The organism is Segatella copri, assembly GCF_019249655.2.
In the GTDB taxonomy this organism is placed as follows: Bacteria; Bacteroidota; Bacteroidia; order Bacteroidales; family Bacteroidaceae; genus Prevotella.
The window spans coordinates 3,774,106-3,794,228 of the sequence record NZ_CP137557.1; the positions used below are offsets into that span (position 1 = coordinate 3,774,106).

The window sequence follows — 20,123 nt, forward strand, 5'->3', positions numbered from 1 at the left end:
TCAAAATTCAAAGTAAAATGATCAAGATTCAGAATCTCAAGAAGATATATAATGGCAATACCGTACTCGATATTGATAATCTGGGTGTTGCAAAGGGCGAGTTGATAGGACTCGTAGGTAATAATGGTGCGGGCAAGACTACCTTGCTTCGTCTGATTCTCGACCTGATTCAGGCAGATGATGGTTTCGTGGAAAGCAATGGACAGAAGGTGAACGAGAGTGAAACCTGGAAGGAATATACCGGCAGTTACATCGACGGCAGATTCCTCATCGACTTCCTCACCCCTGAGGAGTACTTCGATTTCATTGCTGATGTCTATAACATCGACGATGAGACCTTGCAGGAGCGACTGGCGCAGTTTGAGGGCTTTATGCACGATGAAATCATGGGAACCAAGAAGTATCTCCGTGATTTCTCTCAGGGCAACCGACAGAAGATTGGCATCATTGGAGCGATGATCATCAATCCGAAGGTCCTTCTTCTGGATGAGCCATTCAACTATCTTGATCCTTCTTCTCAGATGACTATCGCCCACATGATTCAGCGCATCTGCAAGGAGCAGGGCACCACGGTCATCATCTCCAGCCATAACCTCAACTTCATTGCCGACATCTCCTCTCGCATCCTTCTACTGGAGAAAGGCAAGTTGGTGAAGGATCTTCCGAATGCTGATGGCGCTGCCATCGCCGAACTCAACGAGTACTTCGGTATTCAGGCGGAATAGCTTTCTGGCGATTCTTTTTACGTTAATATTATACAATTTCTATTATACGATTTGTATAATTATCGGTAAATGATTACCTTTGTACCCAAACGAAGAAAAAAAGAATCAATGAGCAAAGGTAAATTAGCTAAGTTTGCGGATATGGAGCGTTTCGAGAACGTGTTCCAGTATCCATATAGTGTAGTAGATGACGTGCCTTTCGATATGAAGGGCAAGTGGCGTGAGATGTATTTCCACAATGATAATCCTATCGTGCTGGAGTTGGGATGCGGCAAAGGTGAATATACTGTGGAACTTGCCAAGCTCTATCCAGAGATGAACTTCATCGGTGTGGATATCAAGGGTGCACGAATGTGGACCGGTGCCAAGAAGGCGATAGAGGAAGGACAGAAGAACGTGGCTTTCCTCCGTACCAACATCGAGATTATCGACCGCTTCTTTGCCGAAGATGAGGTGCAGGAAATCTGGCTCACCTTCTCTGACCCGCAGATGAAGAATCCTCGCAAGCGTCTTACATCTACATATTTCATGAACCGTTATCGCCACTTCCTCGTGGATGGCGGTATCATCCATCTGAAGACGGACTCCAACTTCCTCTTCACCTATACCACTTATATGGTGGATGGCAACCATCTGCCTGTACTCTTCCGCACCGAGGACCTCTATCATCAGGAGGGTATCGATGAGGAAACCCGTAAGATTCTCTCTATCCAGACCTATTATGAGAGTATGTGGATAGAGCGTGGTCTGAACATCAAGTATCAGAAGTTTGCCTTGCCACGTGAGGGTGAGCTGGTGGAACCTGATATTGAGATTCCGCTGGATGATTATCGCAGTTATCGCCGTGATAAGAGAAGTTCAAAGGATACAGCGAAGTAAGTTATCGCAATATATATTTAAAACCGCCCAACTGCTGATATGTGGTCGCACATCAGCAGTTGGGCGTTTTTCTTGCCGTTATCGGCAAAAAAGAGGGATGATGATTGCTTTTTTTCGTTGTTTTCTTGCCGTTATCGGCAAAAAGTATTATATTTGCAGTCGAAATACAAACGTAAACTTGCCGATAAAATATGGATTATATATCAGTGAAAGAGTTTGCGCAGAAGTATGGGGTATCAGAACGAACTGCGCGTAATTATTGTGCTTCCGGGAAAATTGAGGGAGTAGTGTTGGTGGGAAAGACATGGAATATTCCTGCCGATGCAACCTTGCCTATGCGTAAATCCAAGAAGCTACAGGTTTCTCCACTTCTTTCTATCCTTCGGGAGCAGAAGAATATGAAGCTGAAAGGAGGCATTTATCATCGTACTCAAATAGACTTAACCTATAATTCCAATCATATCGAAGGAAGCAGGTTGTCGCATGAGCAGACTCGTTTTATTTTTGAAACCAATACGATAGGCATTACGGACCAAAGTGTAAGGGTGGATGATATCATTGAGACAACCAATCACTTCAGGTGTATCGATTTGATTATCGAGCAGGCTGATGAGAAGTTGACCGAAGACTTCATCAAGAAACTTCATCTTATCCTCAAGTCTGGAACTTCTGATAGCACCAAAGATTGGTTTGTGGTGGGAGATTACAAGCGATTTCCAAATGAAGTGGGGGGCATAGATACTTGTGAACCGAAAATGGTACATAAGGAAATGGTAAGGTTGCTGAAGGAGTATAATGCCAAGAAAGTAAAAACGCTGGAGGATATTATCGATTTCCATCAACGCTTTGAGTCTATTCATCCTTTCCAAGACGGTAATGGAAGGGTGGGGCGCTTGATCATGTTCAAGGAGTGCCTAAGCAATGGTATCGTTCCGTTTATCATTACAGATGAGTTGAAGATGTTTTATTATAGAGGATTGCACGAGTGGAATCACATTAAAGGCTATCTGATGGATACTTGTCTTACTGCACAGGACTTCTATAAGCGTCTGCTCGATTACTTCCAGATTAAATATCAGGACTAGTCTTAGTCTGGGATATGTATAGTATGTTATTCTCTTACTATATCTTTTGTTAAATCCGGGAATAATCTGATAGAAATAGAGAAGAAAAAGGTGGAAATGCTTGGTGTTTCCACCTTATTTTATTATATTTGCAGCAAGTTTTTGAAGAAATGCAGTATTCTCAGGGACTGCATGGAACTGATGAAACGACTAAAAGAACAGAATAATAATAACTAACTAAATAAACGACAAAATGATGAACTACAAGAAATTGGCTCTTACCGTTGCGGCAGGAGCAATGGCAACTACAATGATGGCGCAATCTGCACCAAAATTGAATGCCAACAACATCGATGAAGTAATCAAGGCGATGACCTTGGAAGAAAAAGCCCAGATGCTGGTGGGCGGTGGTAACGATGGATTCGTGGGCAGCGGTGCTATGCTCGGACATCAGAAGAAGTTCGTGCCGGGTGCTGCGGGTACTACTGTAGCCATCCCTCGTCTCGGCATTCCTACTACCGTTCAGTGTGATGGTCCTGCCGGTGTTCATATCGATGCTCATCGCGAAGGTGACAGCCGTAGCTATTTTGCTACCGGTTTCCCAATCGGAACCTGTCTGGCTTCTACCTGGAACACCGACCTGGTGCGAAAGGTGGGTGAGGCTATCGGTAACGAAACCCTGGAGTATGGCTGTGATGTTGTGCTCGGACCGGGTATGAACCTGCATCGCAATCCGCTCTGTGGTCGTAACTTTGAGTATTATTCAGAAGACCCAATCGTAACGGGTCTTATCGGAACCGCCTTTGTACAGGGTGTGCAGAGTCAGGGCGTGGGCGTGAGTGCCAAGCACTTTGCCGTAAACTCCCAGGAAACTGACCGTACCAAGGTGGATGAGCGATTGAGCCAGCGTGCTCTCCGTGAGTTGTATCTGAAGGGTTTCGAGATGATGGTTCGCAAGAGCAATCCTTGGACTATCATGTCTGCCTATAACAAGATTAACGGTGTTTATGCCCAGGGCAACAAGGAACTCCTTACCGATATTCTCCGCAACGACTGGGGATACAAGGGAATCGTGGAGACCGACTGGATTGGTAAGCGTGCCGACCTTCCGCTGGAACAGGAAGTTGAGGCAGGCAACGACCTGATGATGCCGGGTTATCCAGCACAGGTACAGGATATTGTTGATGCAGTAAAGAATGGCAAGTTGGATATCAAGGATGTGGATCGCAATGTTCGCCGTATGCTCGAATATATCGTGAAGACTCCTCGATTCAAGGGATATAAATATAGTGGTGAGCCAGACTTGAAGGCTCATGCAGCCATCACCCGTCAGAGTTCTACCGAGGGTATGGTGCTCCTGAAGAATGATGCCGCTCTTCCTATCCAGGGTTTGAAGACCGTAGCGCTCTTCGGCGTCAACTCTTACGACTTCATGTCGGGTGGTCTTGGCAGTGGAGCCGTTAATGTAGGCTATTCTGTGGATATGGTTACCGGTTTGAAGAATATCGGTGTAGCAACTACTCCTCAGCTTACGGAAATCTATCAGAATTATGTGAAGTATGCCAAGGCTAAGTTGAAGGCAGACAAGAATCCGATGATGTGGTTCCTGGATCAGGGTCAGCCAAAGCTCGATGAAATCGAGATTACTGAGCGCTGTGTAGCCAGCGAGGAGCCAAAGGCAGACGCTGCCATCATCACCATCGGCCGTCAGGCAGGTGAGGGAATGGATCGCCAGATCAATGGTGAGTTCAACCTCAGTCAGATAGAGCAGGATATGATTTTCCGTGTATCTGATGCTTTCCATGCCAAGGGCAAGAAGGTGATTGTGATCATCAACTCTGGTTCTGTGATGGAGACAGCCAGCTGGAGAGACCGTGTGGATGCTATTCTCGTAGCTTGGCAGCCAGGTATCGAGGGTGGTAACTCTGTAGCTGATATCCTGACCGGTAAGGTGAATCCATCGGGTAAGTTGACCATGACCTGGCCTATCGCTGCTACCGATCATCCATCTACTGCCAACTTCGCCAAGGATTACGATATGTACACCTACAAGAACCTGCAGGATTGGAGTAAGGGTAACATCAAGGGTTACGATTATAGCAACCACGAGGAGGATATCTATGTAGGTTATCGCTACTTCGACACCTTCAATAAGAATGTGGCTTATCCGTTCGGTTATGGTTTGAGCTATACTACCTTCGAGTTTGGCAAGCCATCTGTTAAGGCAAAAGGCAATAACATTGAGGTTAGCGTAACCATCAAGAATACCGGTAAGGTTGCCGGCAAGGAAGTTGCTGAGGTTTATGTCACCGCTCCTAAGGGTGCTTACGAGAAGCCAGCCAAGGAACTCAAGACCTTCGGCAAGACCAAGTTGCTGAATCCAGGTGAGAGTCAGACTTTGAAGATGATACTTGAAAAGCGCGATCTTGCCAGCTTCGATGAGGCCAACAGCCAGTGGAAGGTAGATGCAGGTAACTATCTCTTCAAGGTAGGTAGTGACGTAGAGAACATCAAGGGTACTGCTACATTGAAGGTATCTGAATACACCGAGAAGACAAGCAATGCCTGCGCTCCTAATGTTCAGATGAACTATCTGAAGCAGAAGTAGTCTATGTAAATAATATTCTAGAAAGAGATAATCTAGAAGAAACTCCCGTAAAATGGGGGAAGAAGAGATTGAAAATTTTCCCTTAAGGATATTTATTTTTTTCCTTAAGGGAAAATATATTTTTCCTTAAGGGAAATAAAATCTTTCCTTAAGAGATATTTTTCACCTCATTTGGTCTGTAAAGTTATTTCTTTATAAATTTCGCGGCACCTATTTTCCTATCCTCAAAAGCAAAGAACTCCCGTCTCTTTTCTGAGATGGGAGTTCTTGTTTAGAAGGAATACTGGGCGGAAATCATCAGTTCGCGGGGGCGAAGATGATAGCTGTCGGTCAATGTACTGATGCCGCTATAGATGGTTTCCATATAGTTCTTCTTGTTGAAAAGGTTTCGAAGCTCTGCTGAAAGGCGGAGCTTTTTCATTCTCCAAACTGCCGATGCATCGCCAAGGAGGGTGTTAAGGTGGTTGCCCTCTTGCAGCTCATTTTGATAATGTACGAGCGAGAAGGAGAGGTCCACATGGCTGATGGTAGCGGTGGCAGATACGCTTTGGCGCCAATTAAATAACGATGACTTCGCCATTTTTTGACGTTTCGAGTTGTAAAAAGAGAATTCTCCCTCATAGCTAAAGGCACACCAGGACGGCGAGAAGTCGATGCTAGGCTTCACTGTATAGTTGTCGGCGGTGTAGCTGATGGCTTTGCCGCTGCTGTATTGCTCACCCTTGCTGTAGTTGTAACTGCCCTCTAGGCGGGTTTTCAGATGCAGGTCGTAGAAGCCCTTCGATATGTAGAGTGATGCTCCTAGATTGTTGCTCTTGCTGTCCTGCTTATATAATGAGGTATAGTATTTGCCATCCTCGATGCGTAGGTCGGATGCCGTGTTCATCCAGTTTTTGCTGGCATTGACCGATGCGCTGAAGAAGATTTCCTTGATAGGGCGCTTGTAGTCGTAACTCAACTTGCCATAAAGAGAGCAAGTTATCGGAATGATGTCGCTCGAAGTGTACCAAGAGCGATAACTTTGACGATATTGCTTCATGGCGTAGTTGGTGGCATTGCCTGTTCCTGTACTGTATCCTGTGTAGATAGTCAACTCTCTACGGAAATCCAATTTCTTATATAAGTAAAGGTAGGGTGATATGGTAAGTAGAGTTTTCTGTGGATAGGTGAAGCGTTCCCAGATGAAATCGGGAGAGAACGACATACGGAACGTCTCGGTCTTGTATTGCCAGTAAGGGGTGAACTTCCCTGTGATGTTAAGACTGTTTTTGCCGATTTCATCGTGACTGTTTTCGATGAATCCGTTGTTTTTGCCGATTTCATCGCTTCTTTTCTGATATTTCGCATAGATGTTGTTGAGGTCGATACTCATTCTATATTCCTGTGTCCAGTGGTAGCGATTCCTCATCCACTGTAAGGCGTGTGCTGTATGCCAAAGGTTGGTGCGGATGCGATTGCGCTCGTCGTTAACGTAAAGGTCCGCCACACCATGGTGATAGTCGGCAGTGCTACGCCAAGAGAGCTGACTTTTCTTGAAGACGAAGAGGCGGTAGATACTTGCCGAGAGGTCGAGCTTTGGGATGCGGACACGTTGGGTAAGCGTGTCGTTGATGTTTGACAAACCATCGTTTTGTGCTGCGCTGAGGCTGATGCTCTCGTTGCCATAATGCTCAGTCTTGTTTACCTTGTTCTCCCATTGCAGATTGAAGGCATCGCTGATCATCGTCTTGTGGTTGTGCTCCGTGGTAACTATGGGAGCTTCGCCGCCGAGGTCGTAGATACTCATGTTCTCTCGCTCTTGTCGGGTTACCGTACGAAGATAGTTGGCTTCTATGCGAGTCTCTGCATCGTCCTTATTCTTCTTGATATGGTTGATGGAGTATTTTTGCGAGGTATTGAAGCGCAGGCGTTCTTCGTCGATAGGAGCGTCAAGCGATGGTACTGATATCCATGATGGAAGGGAGGCAGGAGCCAGACGATTGCTGTAAGATGCGAGTTGGTTAAGTGCATAGCCGAGATTTTTGCCTGTTCTGTCGTATTCTGCATCATACATCATCTGTTTCTTCTTGCCAATTTGCATGATATTGATGCTTCCGCCTACGTGGGACGGATGCCCTACGAGCATGTAAGGCTTGAGGGTGGGCATCAGTTTGTCGCGGGCACTATCCTTCAGGGCGATGTTCATCGCTACATTATCCGTAAAGGTCTTGTTTTGGAGTGCCTTGATAGGCTGGTCATGCTCGATGACTTCGGCCTTTTTCACATCTTTTGCCTTGATGTTCTCCTCTAGTTGGTTATATTTGCCACCGGTCAGGTCGAGACCTTCCACAGTGAATCGATTGATGGGCTTACCATTGTAGTTGATACGGCCATTCTTCTCTATATCCACGCCTGGCAGCTTTTTCAGTACATCTTTCAGGGAGTTATCTCGTTCGTTGGCAAAGCGGGTGAGGTCGAAAGAAATGGTATCCCGACCCGTGATGCGAGAGCCTTTTACTTGTACTTCCTTCAAGACAAAAGCTGTTGAAGCCATACTGATAATGGTTTCTTTTCCCGATGAAATCGATGTTTTTGTCTTTTTATACCCCATAAACGTGGCCTGCAGTTTGTCGTTGGCTTGCTTTTCTGTGATAGGGAGCACGAAGGTTCCGTCCTCCTTTGTTCTTGTAAACTTCAAGGGCTTTCCATTGCGGAGCAGCGTGATGGAGACGTTGGCTAGACGGTTATGGGTCAATGAATCTTCTACATAACCATGAATCCCTGTAGCAGTGTTGTCGTCATCGAGTAAGATAGGAGTGTTTCTCTTGCTCTGCATCGCCATTGGGATGCAGAACAAGAGAAAGAAAGCGATAAAACTGATAATTATTCTCTTCATTTATTATTGAAGTTCAATCGGATTGAAGACATTCTTCTTGTTCATGAATTTCTTCATGTCAATTGGGTTGCCCTTTTCGTCCTGTATTTTTATGTTCTTAATGTTTAATGTTTCCAACACCATTCCAGGCGTAAACTTCTCTTTGAATTCTCTGAGGTCTTTTTGGCTAATCTCTTCTCTCTTAGCCTTGGGGAACGTGATAGGTGTTGGTGCTGTCAACGTACTCATGCCGATGGCTGTGAATGAATATTCTTTGTTTTCATCGTATGCTTTCAGTGTCAAGCCCGGCAGTCCAATCAGCTTCCAAGGACCTTCTGGCAAAGGAATGTCTTCGGCGTACCATGCATACCAAGTTCTTCCCTTGAAGTTGGTCTTGGCTAGTTGGCAATGATAGCCGATGATGGTTGTTGCGCTGTCGGGGATGAGTTGCCAGTCGGGTGTCTCCACGTTCTCTGTGCATTTGTAATCTGTAGTGCCGACAGATTCCAATTGGATGGATTTGCCAGTAGATGGATAGTTCTTGTAGTAGGAGAACGGGAATCTTCCACCTTTAGGTAAATCGGAGAAGTCGAAATTGCCAGTCTTGGCTTTTTCGTCCATGAGTGAATCCTTTACCTGTTTCGTTCTGTCATAGAAGCTGGTCGCCTTTTCACCAATGTCGAGGCGCATCTCGCTATCCGTGTAGATGAAGGGCTTGATGGAAGGATTGTTCACCCATTTCCCCTCATAGGTAATGCGATACTTGGCGTTGTCGATGTTCTCGACTTCCTCCTTACTGTTTCCCGAGATAGAGCGCACAGTGACTTTTGTGACTTGTGCTTTTGTTGCAGCACTTCCCATAAAGAGCAAGGTTGCTAAAGCTAAGATGATTTTCTTCATAATTCTGCCTTTATCTGTTAATCTGCTTGCAAAGTTACACTTTTTGTGGCACTCTGCAAAAAAAATGTAGATATTTATAGCTTTTTAATAGACGATAAAACTAGCGAAGAGTAAACTAAAATGTTATCTGTTTTATTTTGCTTTCCTTTTAGTTGCTCCTTTACTTTCGCTGTAAGTTTAGCTGATATTCCGATGATTCCAAGGAATACCAAACAAGTGATGAATAAATATCTTTTCATGCTTATATTGTTCGTTTGTTGTTATGGTGTAGAATACGATCAGTTAATCGAGCTGGAGTTACTCCAGCTCGATAGGGTTGCTCTTGTTGCTTCGGTTTAGAGCCTTGATGGCACCTTCGGGTAATTTCTTAAACGTAAATCCAGTTTTTCTCGCTGTTGCTTTGAGAGCTTCTGCGCCATCAAATTTATGCTTAGCCTCTCTTAACTCTTTCTGTGTTACTTTCTCTCTTGCCTTTTCCGTGAAAGTTATGCTTTCGGTCCCATTCAATGTGCTCATACCGATAGCATTGAATATGTATTGTTTGTTATGGTCGTAAGCAAGTAGAACAAGACCAGGCAGTCCGGAAATTTTCCAAGGTCCTTCGCTTATAGGTATGTCTTCTGAGTACCAGGCATACCAGGTTCTGCCTTTGAAGAGTGCTTTTGCCAACAGGCATCTATAGCCAATGATGGTAGTTGTGCTATCTGGGATAAGCTGCCAGTTTGGCACCTCTAATTGTTCTGTACATTGGTAATAGTTACCAAGGACTTTATCCAGTAAAGTGGTTTGCCCCTTTGATGGATAGTTCTTGTAGAATTCCCAATGGATTCTGCCACCTCTAGGAATTTTACTCATGTCATATTGCCCCGTCTTAGCTTGTTCATCCATGATAGAATCGGATATTTGCTTGGTTCTATCATAGAAATGAGTTGTCTTGCTACCGATGTCCAGTCGCATTTCGCTCTCCCAATAGTTGTAGGGAACTGTTGTGGTATCTGGTACCATTTTCCCATTGTAGGTGATGCGATAGTTTACCTTGTCAATATTGACCACTTTCTCATTTTTGTTGCCTTTCTGAGCATTCAAGCTGCATACTGTGAGTATGGCTGCTAATAATAATGTTATTCTTCTCATAGTCGTTTGATGTTTAGAATTTCGGATGCAAAGGTAATACAAATGATAGAGATAGCCAAATCGGAATTACACGTCAGTGAGTGCAGATGTATTGATAGCGAGAGAATTACGATTAGGAAAAACTTAAAATACAAGCTTTTTGTAATGCTTCGATAACTTAATGGAGCATAGCGGAAAAATGATGGGAGTGCTTATCTGATGATGTCGTCGAACGACTCTGCTCCAGTGTCACTCTTGATTCTCGACTTTCTTACCCTGATATTCGAGAGAGAGTATTGCAGGATTTGCATCACTTCCTCATCGCTCTTGCCGATATGGTAGAGGATGCAGAAGAGGCTTTGTGATGGATTCAAGTCGTAGTTCTCCAATCGTTCGCTATACTTCTCGTCTATCACCTTGAAGCTGGCGAGAAGTTGTCGGATGCCTTGCTTACCTATCTGGCTGATGTTTTGATTTTGTATCGTCATCGAATAATATACCAAGCCTTGGCTGATGTCTGTGAGCTCGGTAATTTGAGCCTTGTATTCTTCGATGTCCTTGTCACGACGTTTCAGTTTGCGAAGCTGGGTGGTGATTTCGTGGTTTAATCGTTCGCATTGCTCCGATAACGAAGAGTTCTCCACATCTTTTAACTGGTGCAGTGACTCATGCAAGTTTTTAATAGTTTGGTGAGCCTTTCGGATTCTTGAAATGGAGAGGTAAGTCATCGTCAAGAGAATGATGAGCACGATGATGATTCCTACAAATATATAGGTCTTAACCTTTTCATAGCGATAACGGGTGTTACCACCCTCGTACATCAGTTTTACTTGATTTTCCTTTTCTGAGTTTTCGTCTTTGACAAGCAAAGGAGCTTCTTGTCGTAATTCGTGGGCAACACGGTTTGCCATGAGTGTATCTCCTTTTTGTAGGGAGAGGAAATATAAGGGGAGATAATACTTATATCCTAAAGCAAAGGAATAGGATCCCCATGTATTTAGGCGTTCTTGATCTATGCTATAGTTTTCTTTGATATGCTGCGTGGCGAAGGCATGGGTTTCCTCGCTGTTTCTTGTGAGCAAGCGATAGAAATCGATGTTGTTGTCATATTTTACCCCGTGATTGTCTTGCGCTTTCTTTGCATAGCTTATCAAGATGGAATCAGGCACATTGCCCCTGTCCATCAAGGCTTGGAAGTAATGATAGTACATGGGACCCAAGGTGCTGTCCTTGTTCTCTTTGATTTGATTGGCAACTTCGAAAGCTTGGTTGGCAAGTTCCTGATCTTGGTTGTTGATGCCACGATAGAGTAGTGCCCAGGCACGGTAGCGGATATTGTTGGTTTGGCGAGCCTCGTCTTCTAACTCTACGGTGTAAATGTTTTGGTGGGTAATGCGACACAATATGTCGTACATATCCAGCTTCTCCTTTTCTCTCATGTTGCTATCGTAGGCGATGGCCTGTGAGAACCATTTGATGGCTTTTGTGGTATCTCGATAGTTGTTGAGTATCGAGGCTCCCTTATAATATAAGGAACGTGCAAGAAGGGGCTCATCCTTTTCGTTCACGAAGATGTTGATGGCATCGTCTATGTAGTTTTCTTTATAAATGTAACCTTTGAGTTGATACTCTATCTTGGCTGTTAAGAGCTTATAGTAGCCTTTGTTGTCGTTGCTGTCAGCACGAGAGAGAAATACCTTGGCTTGTGCTGGGTATTCGTCGGCAAGGTCGTCTATCTCAGGGAAGGATAGGCGATATCCTGAGTCCATGCAACTAGAGAGAATGGCTAGCTGCATGATAGTGAACAGAAATATGATGGTTTTCTTGCTTGTATAAATCATATTGTTATCGTCAAATTATCAACTTTACATTTGTTGTTTCAGAAATCTTTTTGCAAAAGTCCAATATATTCTCACCAGACTTAACCTGTAAGGATATCTCTTCGTAGATTTCGCGGCATCTCTTTTCCTTCATTTTATTCTTTACGCCAACGGCAATCATATCCTCTACGGTCGGATGCCCAGTCCCATTTACAGATGTTGCGTGTTCACCATTATATCCCTCGGTGCAATGGGTGAGGTCGTAGGCAGGAGCTAAATGCCAGTGCCATTTGCCATCGCTCTCTTTCTGAACCAAGAAAGAGAAGTTCTTGCAGTGATCGTCCTTGTTGTCCATTATGTAATTAAAAACCATACGGCGGAACATCTCTTCCACATCCTCTTGGCTCTGAGTAAGATAACCTGTAAGCGCCAAAAGGTTGAGATAATCGAGAATGGGGTTGGAAAGGGAAACGTTGAGCAAGGCTCCAGCTGTGGCTACGTGAATGCGTTCGCCTGTTGGAGAAATGTCGAAGCGACGGCAGGCAAAATACTTGTTGTTTACCAGTTTGAAGTCGGGTACTTGGATACCACATTGCTTGGCTATCTTATTATAATGATACTCTTGCTTTCCCATATCTTGTGGGTCATAGGTATGGCGAAACTTGACCAACCAATGACCATCCTCATTTGTGAAAATGGCTTTCGGGCGACAACCGCCACTATTACCACTATTATATAATAATAATCCTGCGTCATTATCCTGTTGCTCCTTCAGTACTTCCAAGGCTTTTGCTTGTAAAAGGTCAAAGTCCTCTATCTCGTGTCCTGTCTGGATAGAAGTTGTAGGTTCGTAGGTCAATGCGCCCATACCTCCATTGCCCACGATGCTCAGTCGGTCAAGAGCAGATAGCTCAAAGTCGTTGATGCCCTCTTTTAGCAAGGCTTTATGCAATAGGTATCTACCATATCCATCTGGAAGGCTGTCTTCGAAGATGCCAAAGTTCCCGTTGAAAGGGGTGGCTTTGGCAATGAAAAGACCGGGCTTCAGTGGCAATTCCAACGGAGATATACTAAAGCCAGATGCCAGCCACAGATTGTCATACTCGAAGGTGCATACCTTTCCATCGGCACTCAATGACAGTGTGCCGACTTTCTCCTGGTGATATTTCACGGCTAAAGATTCTATATGTTTCATTGTCTGTAAGCCTTTTTCTTGTTAGCGTTTCTTTTTATCTGTTGCAACTCCTCCATGGTGGAGTACTTGGGTTGCGAGAAGACGTTCTTGATTTCTGAGGTGTATTCCAAAGCTATGGCGATACCTATCAGATTTTTGAGGGAGATGAGGCCCTTTTGTTCGAATCTGGTGATGTTGCTGACGGCAACGCCTGACTTGTCTGCCACTTGCTCACGTGTCAGATTCTTCTCTATTCTTCGTTTTCTGAAGTCGTTTGCCATCTCCTTTGCAATCTCATCAGGATTGTCGTGGAGGTAGTTGTCTAATATTGCTAATATATTATTCGTTTCTTGCATAATCATTGGGATAATAACAAGATATTATCAGTTGCAAAGATACAAAAAATAATGTTATGTTCCAAATAAAAATGAACTAAAAAAGTTAAAATCCCTTATAACCTTGTCTCCATATATTTTTTTGTTGAAAGAAGGGAGTTTTTTTATCTTAATTTATTTTGTCCTTCACCTATTTTGTTGTAACTTTGCAGGCAGAAATTCGATTTTAAATTATTTTATGTAATTATGGCAAAAAAAGCTCTTTTAATGATTCTCGACGGATGGGGAATCGGTAAGCATGATAAGGGTGATGTTATCTTCAAGACTCCAACTCCTTATCTCGATTATTTGACAGCAGTTTCAGCACATTCTACTCTCCAGACTTGTGGCGAGGACGTAGGTCTTCCTAACGGTCAGATGGGTAACTCTGAGGTAGGTCACCTCAACATTGGTGCTGGTCGTGTGGTATATCAGGACCTCGTTAAGATCAACAAGGCTTGCGAGAGCGGTGACATCTTGAAGAATCAGGAAATCATCAACGCTTACAGCTATGCTCAGAAGACAGGTAAGAAGCTCCACTTGATGGGCTTGACTTCTACCGGTGGTGTTCACTCTTCTTTGGATCACCTCTTCAAGTTGATTGAGATTGGTAAGGAATATGGTTTGAAGGAGACATACGTTCACTGCTTCATGGATGGTCGTGATACAGACCCTAAGAGCGGTAAGGGCTTCATCGAGGAGGTTCAGGCTTGCTGCGACAAGAATGATGCACACATCGCAAGCATCGTAGGTCGTTTCTATGCTATGGACCGTGACAAGCGCTGGAACCGTGTGAAGGAAGCATACGACTTGCTCGTTGAGGGTAAGGGTAAGCAGGCTGACGATATGGTGAAGGCAATGCAGGAGAGCTATGATGAGGACGTAACTGACGAGTTCATCAAGCCAATCAATAACTCTAAGGTTGACGGTACTATCCAGGAGGGTGATGTTGTTATCTTCATCAACTACCGTAACGACCGTGCCAAGGAGTTGACACAGGTATTGACTCAGCAGGATATGCCAGAGGAAGGCATGCACACCATCAAGGACTTGCAGTACTACTGCATGACTCCATACGATGCAAGCTTCCAGGGTGTTCACATCCTCTTCCCTAAGGAGAACGTAATGAACACTCTCGGTGAGTACTTGAGCGCTCAGGGCAAGAAGCAGCTCCACACTGCAGAGACAGAGAAGTATGCTCACGTAACATTCTTCTTCAATGGTGGTCGTGAGACTCCATACGAGGGCGAGGACCGTATCCTGGTTCCTTCTCCAAAGGTAGCTACATACGACCTGAAGCCAGAGATGAGCGCTTACGAGGTAAAGGATAAGTTGGTTGGTGCTATCAACACTCAGGAGTACGACTTCATCGTTGTAAACTTCGCTAATGGTGATATGGTAGGTCACACTGGTATCTACAACGCTATCGCTAAGGCTGTTCATGCTGTTGACAACTGCGTAAAGGACGTTATCGAGGCTGCCAAGGCTAACGATTATGAGGCTATCATCATCGCTGACCACGGTAATGCAGACCACGCTATCAACGAGGACGGTACACCAAACACCGCTCACTCTTTGAACCCAGTTCCATTCATCTACGTAACTGACAACAACTCAGCTACCGTTAAGGATGGCCGTTTGGCAGACGTTGCTCCTTCTATCCTCCACATCATGGGCTTGGAGCAGCCAGCTGATATGACAGGTGAGAACTTGATTATTGACTAATAATAATTTCGGAAGTCAAGGCTTTTTGGAGCCTTGACTTCTTTAACTTAAAACATCATGGACGTAAAGATAGAAGAAAGTTGGAGACAGCATATAGGTGACGAGTTCAACAAGCAGTATTTTGTTGACCTCACAAACTTCGTGAAAGAGGAATACCTGCGTACGCCCTGTTATCCTCCGGGCCGTTTGATTTTCAATGCCTTCAATCTCTGTCCTTTTGATGATGTAAAGGTAGTGATTATCGGACAGGATCCATACCATGAGCCGGGGCAGGCAATGGGGTTGAGTTTCTCTGTGCCAGATGGAATCACTTTTCCACCATCATTGATTAATATATTCAAGGAGATTCAGATGGATCTCGGCACTCCGATGCCAGCCACGGGCGATTTGACCCGCTGGGCAAAGCAGGGAGTCTTGTTGCTCAACGCCACCCTTACCGTTCGTGCCCATCAGGCAGCGAGCCATCAGCGCAAGGGCTGGGAGCAATTCACAGATGCTGCTATCCAGGCGCTCAGCAAGGACAAGGAACACCTGGTGTTTATTCTTTGGGGCGGTTATGCCCGGAGCAAGGCAAAACTCATTGACACGAGCAAGCACCTGATATTGGAAAGTGTGCATCCTTCGCCATTATCTGCCAACCGTGGCGGATGGTTTGGCAATCATCATTTCTCCCGCTGCAATGCGTATCTGCAGCAGAACGGAATTGCGCCTATCCAATGGTAGGCTATCTCAAAGACATTTATTCATCTCAAGAAACATTATGAAGAAAGACGAACTGCGTATTCTGCAGGTGGGCAACGTGTTGGTTTCACCTGATATCATCACTGAAAAATTCTGTTGCGACCTTGATGCCTGCAAGGGTGAGTGCTGCATCGAAGGCGATGCGGGAGCTCCTGTTACCCTGGATGAAATCATGGAGATAGAGGATGCGCTCGATGTGGTTTGGGATGATCTCTCGGCTTCTGCCCAGGCTATCATTGATAAGCAGGGTGTGGCTTATACCGATATTGAAGGCGATTTGGTAACGAGCATCGTGAACGGTAAGGATTGTGTGTTTACCTGCTACCAGGATTTGAAAGACTTGGGAGATGGACATACAATTCCGAATTGTTGCCTCTGTGCCCTGGAACGTGCTTATCGCGAAGGCAAGTCGAAGTTCAAGAAGCCAATCTCCTGTGCCTTGTACCCTATCCGTGCCAAGGATTTCGGCAACGAGGTGTATGGCATCAACTATAACAAGTGGCGCATCTGTAAGGATGCCATCAAGAAGGGTGAGGAGTTGAATCTTCCGGTTTATAAGTTCCTGGAAGGTCCGCTGATTGAGAAGTTCGGTAAGGAATGGTATGGTGAGCTTTGCGAAGTGGCAGAGCAATTGCTTGCCGACTTGGAAGATTAATAAAAAAAGAGATTTCGAAAAGCTCTTGGGCTTATTCCGAAATCTCTAATCCTTCAATATGGACTATATCGCTCTTTTTGAATCTTCCGTTCCAGGTAATCGTATAGATTCTTCTGTTCTGAAATTTGAAACGGAAGAAGGCTTGTTCATCCAATTCCCCGTTGCAAATGTATTGATAACCATTGATGTGCAGCTTGGCGCCTCTGTGGGCATCTCGCAGAGTGAGGCGGATGGTGCCATGGAAAGGGCGACCGAAGTCGATGTTGTAACCACCCAGGGAATCTGTAAACGTACATACAGGTTCCAATACATTATATAATGTGTTCTCTGCCTTGAAAACCTTGTAGCCTTTGTATTCCTTATATCCTTTGTCTTCTTGGCGAGGTTGACCATCTGGTTTGTCTTCGCTTTCTGCTAAATCCATACTTCCTGTGGGATGAATCCAGCCGTAGGGCTCATATTCTTCCGATTTCCATGCCAGCGTGTTGGTTCTTCCGTCAAAGCGCTCGATGTCGCCATGGGTGCAGTCTCTCAACTGTCGGCAGTACCATTTTCCGTCTGCCTGATGATAGAATGAGGTGGTGTCCTGATTCCATCCGTAAAACTCCAATGAAAGCTGTTTGCCGTGACTCGGTTTGCCTTCCGGCGAATACCATACGGCAATGACGTTTTCGCCGCTTCGCAGATATTTCGTGATGTCGATGGTGCGGTTGAGCAAGGTGCTATCCTTGATACCGTCAAACTTCACGCTTCGGGTCACGTTTCTTTCGTTTACATAGAGGCGGTAGCTTCCTGTGCTGGCAATGCTGAGCGATGCCTGCAGGGGGCGACCTTCCAGAAGATAACGCTGTCGGAATAATACTTCGGCAGAGTCACTGGGAAGGGGATACGAAATCCAATGGGTACCGAACTCCTGTGCATGGGAGCTCAGTACCCAGAGTATTGAAAAGATGAGAGTCGTTAAATATCTCATTGCTTTGTTTCTGTCTTTTAATCCAGTTTCTTAAAACCGATGTGATTCTTGTTATTTGATAATCTTTGTTTCTCCAGCCTTGAAGGAGAGGACTTTCTGCTTACCGTTGTAGTTGACAGAAAGATTTCCCCCGTTCTTGCTGGTGATGCTGGCACGGGTCATCTTGCCATTATTCCAGGCAAGCGATACGCCATAGTTGCCACGGGCTTTCAGACCTTTCATCTCGCCTGCCTTCCATTCCTGCGGAAGGGCAGGGAGCAAGTCCATCGTCTCGCCGTCGCATTGCATCAGCATCTCGCATACACCTGCTGTGCCTCCGAAGTTGCCATCTATCTGGAAAGGTGGATGGGCATCAAAGAGGTTAGGGTAGGTGCCACCGCTGCGGTGCTTGCTATCCTTGTAAACCTCAGGACTTACGTAGGTGAGCAACTTGCGGTATATCTGATAGGCCTTGTCGGCACGGTGCAGACGAGCCCAGAGGTTGATTCTCCAGCCTGTACTCCAACCGGTGGAATTATCGCCCTTGATTTCCAGAGTCTTGGTTGCGGCAGCAGCAAGTTCCGGAGTCTTGTTTACCGAAATCTGATGGAACGGATAGAGTCCGAGCAGGTGCGACTGGTGTCGATGATGCCAATCCTGATCGTCCCAATCGTGATACCATTCCAGCAGATTGCCTCGCTTGCCAATGTGGTAAGGACGCAGACGATTGAGAGCTGCTTGCAACTGCTGCTGATAATCGCTGTCGATGCCCAGGGCTTTGGCTCCCTTGATGGTGTTCTTGAAGAGCTCGCGGATGATAGCAAGGTCGGCGGTTCCACCATAGAAACTGCTGCCACGGTAGCCCTTATCGGTGATGTAGTCAGCCTCTGGCGATGTGCAAGGGGCAGTAATCAGCTCGTTGGGGTTGTGTGGGTTCGGGATGAGCCACGCAAGCAGGAAGTCGGCTGCACCCTTCATCAGCGGGTAGGCGGTGGTGCGAAGATATTCTGTATCGCGGGTATAGTCGTAGTGATCCCAAAGGGCTTCTACGAGCCAGGCTCCACCCATCGCCCAGTTGCTCCATTGTGGGCTCTCGTTTCCGGTTCCCACAGGATTGCTCATCGCCCAGGCGTCTGTATTGTGTCCGGCGCACCATCCCTTATCGATGCCATAGAAGTGCTGGGCATTGTGTCGGCCTGTCACCGACATGCCTTCAACCAATCCGTCTACTGGGGCAACCAGTTCTGGGAGGTTGGTAACTTCTGCCGGCCAGTAATTCTCTTCCAGGTTGATGTTGATGGTATAGTTGCCGCGCCATGGCGAATAGAGGGCTGGTGCCCAGAGTCCCTGCAGGTTGGCTGGCACGCCCTTGGTTCTACTGCTGCTGATGAGCAGGTATCTGCCATACTGGAAGTAGAGCTGTTCCAGATAAAGATTGCTCTCGTGGTTGTCGCTGTAGGCGAGCAACTGTCTGTCGGTAGGGCGGGTGGCATCAAACTTGGCTCCTTTCAGGCTCAAGCTTACTCTATCAAAGAGCTTCTTGTAGTCAGCGATGTGGCGTTGCTTGAATTCATCGTATGTAAAGTTGGCGAGATGCCAGGCATCATCGGCTATGTTCTCGATGTATGGAGCTCCTTCCTTCACGGGATGCTTGTCGAAGCCGTTGTAACTTGTTTCGTTGATGAGATAGATGATAGCCTCGCTCACATCCTTCAGATGGAGTACGGAATCGCTTGCCCACACCTTTCCGTCGGTGTTCTTTACCTGAAGCATGGCACAGTAATGCGTACTGTTGGCTTCATCCCCGAGAACGTGTCCCGTCATGGTGAGCTGTCCTCTGGATGCTTTCACCTGATGGGGGATGAGGGAGGTGAGGGAGATGTCGCTGTTGATGGCTCGCTTTTGGGAAGCACTCAGCTTGATGGCAATCATCTTGTCGGGATGAGAAGCAAAATACTCTTTGGTGTATTGGATGCCGTTGCGCCTGTAACGAACAGTAGCCAGGGAATTGTCGAGGCTCAGTTCGCGGTAATAATCCGTAAACTCGCCCTGGTTGCAGTCTTTGATGTTGATCATGCCCAGTGGCTGATAGAACTCCGAGTTATGGCCTTGCACATAGTGCTGCAGGGAATCGGCAGTCTTGTAATCCTCCTTGAACAGCGCCTCTCTGATTTTCGGAATCCACTTGTAGGCTTCGCCACCTTCGTTGGGATTCACGGGCACGCCCGTCCAGAGAGTGATGTCGTTGAGCTGGATGGAGTCGTTGTTGGCTCCACCGTAAACCAGCGCACCCAGTTTGCCATTGCCTAGCGGCAGTGACTCTTCGAAGGCGTATGCAGGCTTGTTGTACCACAGCTTGTTGGGCAGTGGCCCTTTACTTACTGTTGCCGCCTGATTGCTCAGAAAGCCTGAGGCAGCTAGCGCAAACGTGAAAAGCAGATGCTTCATAAATCCTGTTTTGTTAGTTGTTAAAATATGATGCCTGAGGTTGCGGTTCCTTGGAGGGCAGCAACCTAAAAAAGGGGGAAGACTCCTGTTG

Annotated in this window: 15 protein-coding genes; 7 read left to right on the forward strand and 8 right to left on the reverse strand. The window is 45.9% G+C overall.

Features of this window, described 5'->3' with window-relative positions:
• Window positions 1-17: 17 nt before the first annotated feature.
• The 4 genes from KUA49_RS15295 to KUA49_RS15310 all read left to right on the forward strand — a co-directional run bounded on the left by KUA49_RS15295 (window position 18) and on the right by KUA49_RS15310 (window position 5,276).
• The gene (locus KUA49_RS15295) at window positions 18-725 is read left to right on the forward strand and encodes an ABC transporter ATP-binding protein (RefSeq protein ID WP_218412176.1); all 708 of its coding nucleotides are present in this window, start codon (window positions 18-20) and stop codon (window positions 723-725) included.
• Between the two features lie 108 nt (window positions 726-833).
• Window positions 834-1,604, forward strand: coding sequence for a tRNA (guanosine(46)-N7)-methyltransferase TrmB (gene trmB / locus KUA49_RS15300; protein ID WP_022121261.1), 771 nt, complete (start codon window positions 834-836; stop codon window positions 1,602-1,604).
• Window positions 1,605-1,795: 191 nt separating this feature from the next.
• Window positions 1,796-2,689, forward strand: coding sequence for a DNA-binding protein (locus tag KUA49_RS15305; protein ID WP_218412175.1), 894 nt, complete (start codon window positions 1,796-1,798; stop codon window positions 2,687-2,689).
• A 235-nt stretch (window positions 2,690-2,924) separates the two neighbouring features.
• Window positions 2,925-5,276, forward strand: coding sequence for a beta-glucosidase (locus KUA49_RS15310; RefSeq protein WP_218412188.1), 2,352 nt, complete (start codon window positions 2,925-2,927; stop codon window positions 5,274-5,276).
• A gap of 271 nt (window positions 5,277-5,547) precedes the next feature.
• Here the strand turns inward: KUA49_RS15310 and KUA49_RS15315 are convergent, their stop codons facing one another.
• From KUA49_RS15315 to KUA49_RS15340, 6 genes are all read right to left on the reverse strand, one after another.
• A complete protein-coding gene (locus KUA49_RS15315; protein ID WP_218412174.1) occupies window positions 5,548-8,151 on the reverse strand; it encodes a hypothetical protein in 2,604 nt (867 codons plus the stop codon).
• A gap of 3 nt (window positions 8,152-8,154) precedes the next feature.
• Window positions 8,155-9,030 carry a GLPGLI family protein gene (locus KUA49_RS15320; protein ID WP_218412173.1) on the reverse strand — a complete coding sequence of 292 codons (876 nt, stop codon included), beginning with the start codon at window positions 9,028-9,030 and terminating at the stop codon, window positions 8,155-8,157.
• Window positions 9,031-9,327: 297 nt separating this feature from the next.
• On the reverse strand, window positions 9,328-10,164 hold the full coding sequence (locus KUA49_RS15325) for a GLPGLI family protein (RefSeq protein ID WP_218412172.1): 837 nt from the start codon (window positions 10,162-10,164) through the stop codon (window positions 9,328-9,330).
• A gap of 191 nt (window positions 10,165-10,355) precedes the next feature.
• On the reverse strand, window positions 10,356-11,984 hold the full coding sequence (locus KUA49_RS15330) for a hypothetical protein (protein ID WP_218412171.1): 1,629 nt from the start codon (window positions 11,982-11,984) through the stop codon (window positions 10,356-10,358).
• Between the two features lie 10 nt (window positions 11,985-11,994).
• Entirely contained in the window at window positions 11,995-13,158 is a 1,164-nt protein-coding gene (locus KUA49_RS15335; protein WP_218412170.1) for a type II toxin-antitoxin system HipA family toxin, read from the reverse strand.
• Window positions 13,155-13,493, reverse strand: coding sequence for a helix-turn-helix domain-containing protein (locus tag KUA49_RS15340; protein ID WP_117587082.1), 339 nt, complete (start codon window positions 13,491-13,493; stop codon window positions 13,155-13,157). The genes KUA49_RS15335 and KUA49_RS15340 overlap by 4 nt, the downstream gene beginning before the upstream one ends.
• Before the next feature lie 225 nt (window positions 13,494-13,718).
• Between KUA49_RS15340 and gpmI the strand changes: the two genes are divergently transcribed.
• From gpmI to KUA49_RS15355, 3 genes are read left to right on the forward strand one after another with little or no spacing between them, the layout of a single operon-like run.
• Window positions 13,719-15,236, forward strand: a complete 1,518-nt coding sequence (gene gpmI, locus KUA49_RS15345; protein WP_218412169.1) for a 2,3-bisphosphoglycerate-independent phosphoglycerate mutase — start codon at window positions 13,719-13,721, stop codon at window positions 15,234-15,236.
• A gap of 57 nt (window positions 15,237-15,293) precedes the next feature.
• The gene (locus tag KUA49_RS15350; protein WP_218412168.1) at window positions 15,294-15,959 is read left to right on the forward strand and encodes a uracil-DNA glycosylase; all 666 of its coding nucleotides are present in this window, start codon (window positions 15,294-15,296) and stop codon (window positions 15,957-15,959) included.
• 37 nt (window positions 15,960-15,996) lie between these two features.
• The gene (locus KUA49_RS15355) at window positions 15,997-16,632 is read left to right on the forward strand and encodes a DUF3109 family protein (protein WP_218412167.1); all 636 of its coding nucleotides are present in this window, start codon (window positions 15,997-15,999) and stop codon (window positions 16,630-16,632) included.
• 31 nt (window positions 16,633-16,663) lie between these two features.
• Here KUA49_RS15355 and KUA49_RS15360 read toward each other — a convergent pair whose 3' ends face one another.
• On the reverse strand, window positions 16,664-17,605 hold the full coding sequence (locus KUA49_RS15360) for a hypothetical protein (protein ID WP_218412166.1): 942 nt from the start codon (window positions 17,603-17,605) through the stop codon (window positions 16,664-16,666).
• A 51-nt stretch (window positions 17,606-17,656) separates the two neighbouring features.
• The gene (locus KUA49_RS15365) at window positions 17,657-20,032 is read right to left on the reverse strand and encodes a glycosyl hydrolase family 95 catalytic domain-containing protein (RefSeq protein ID WP_218412165.1); all 2,376 of its coding nucleotides are present in this window, start codon (window positions 20,030-20,032) and stop codon (window positions 17,657-17,659) included.
• Window positions 20,033-20,123 lie beyond the last annotated feature (91 nt).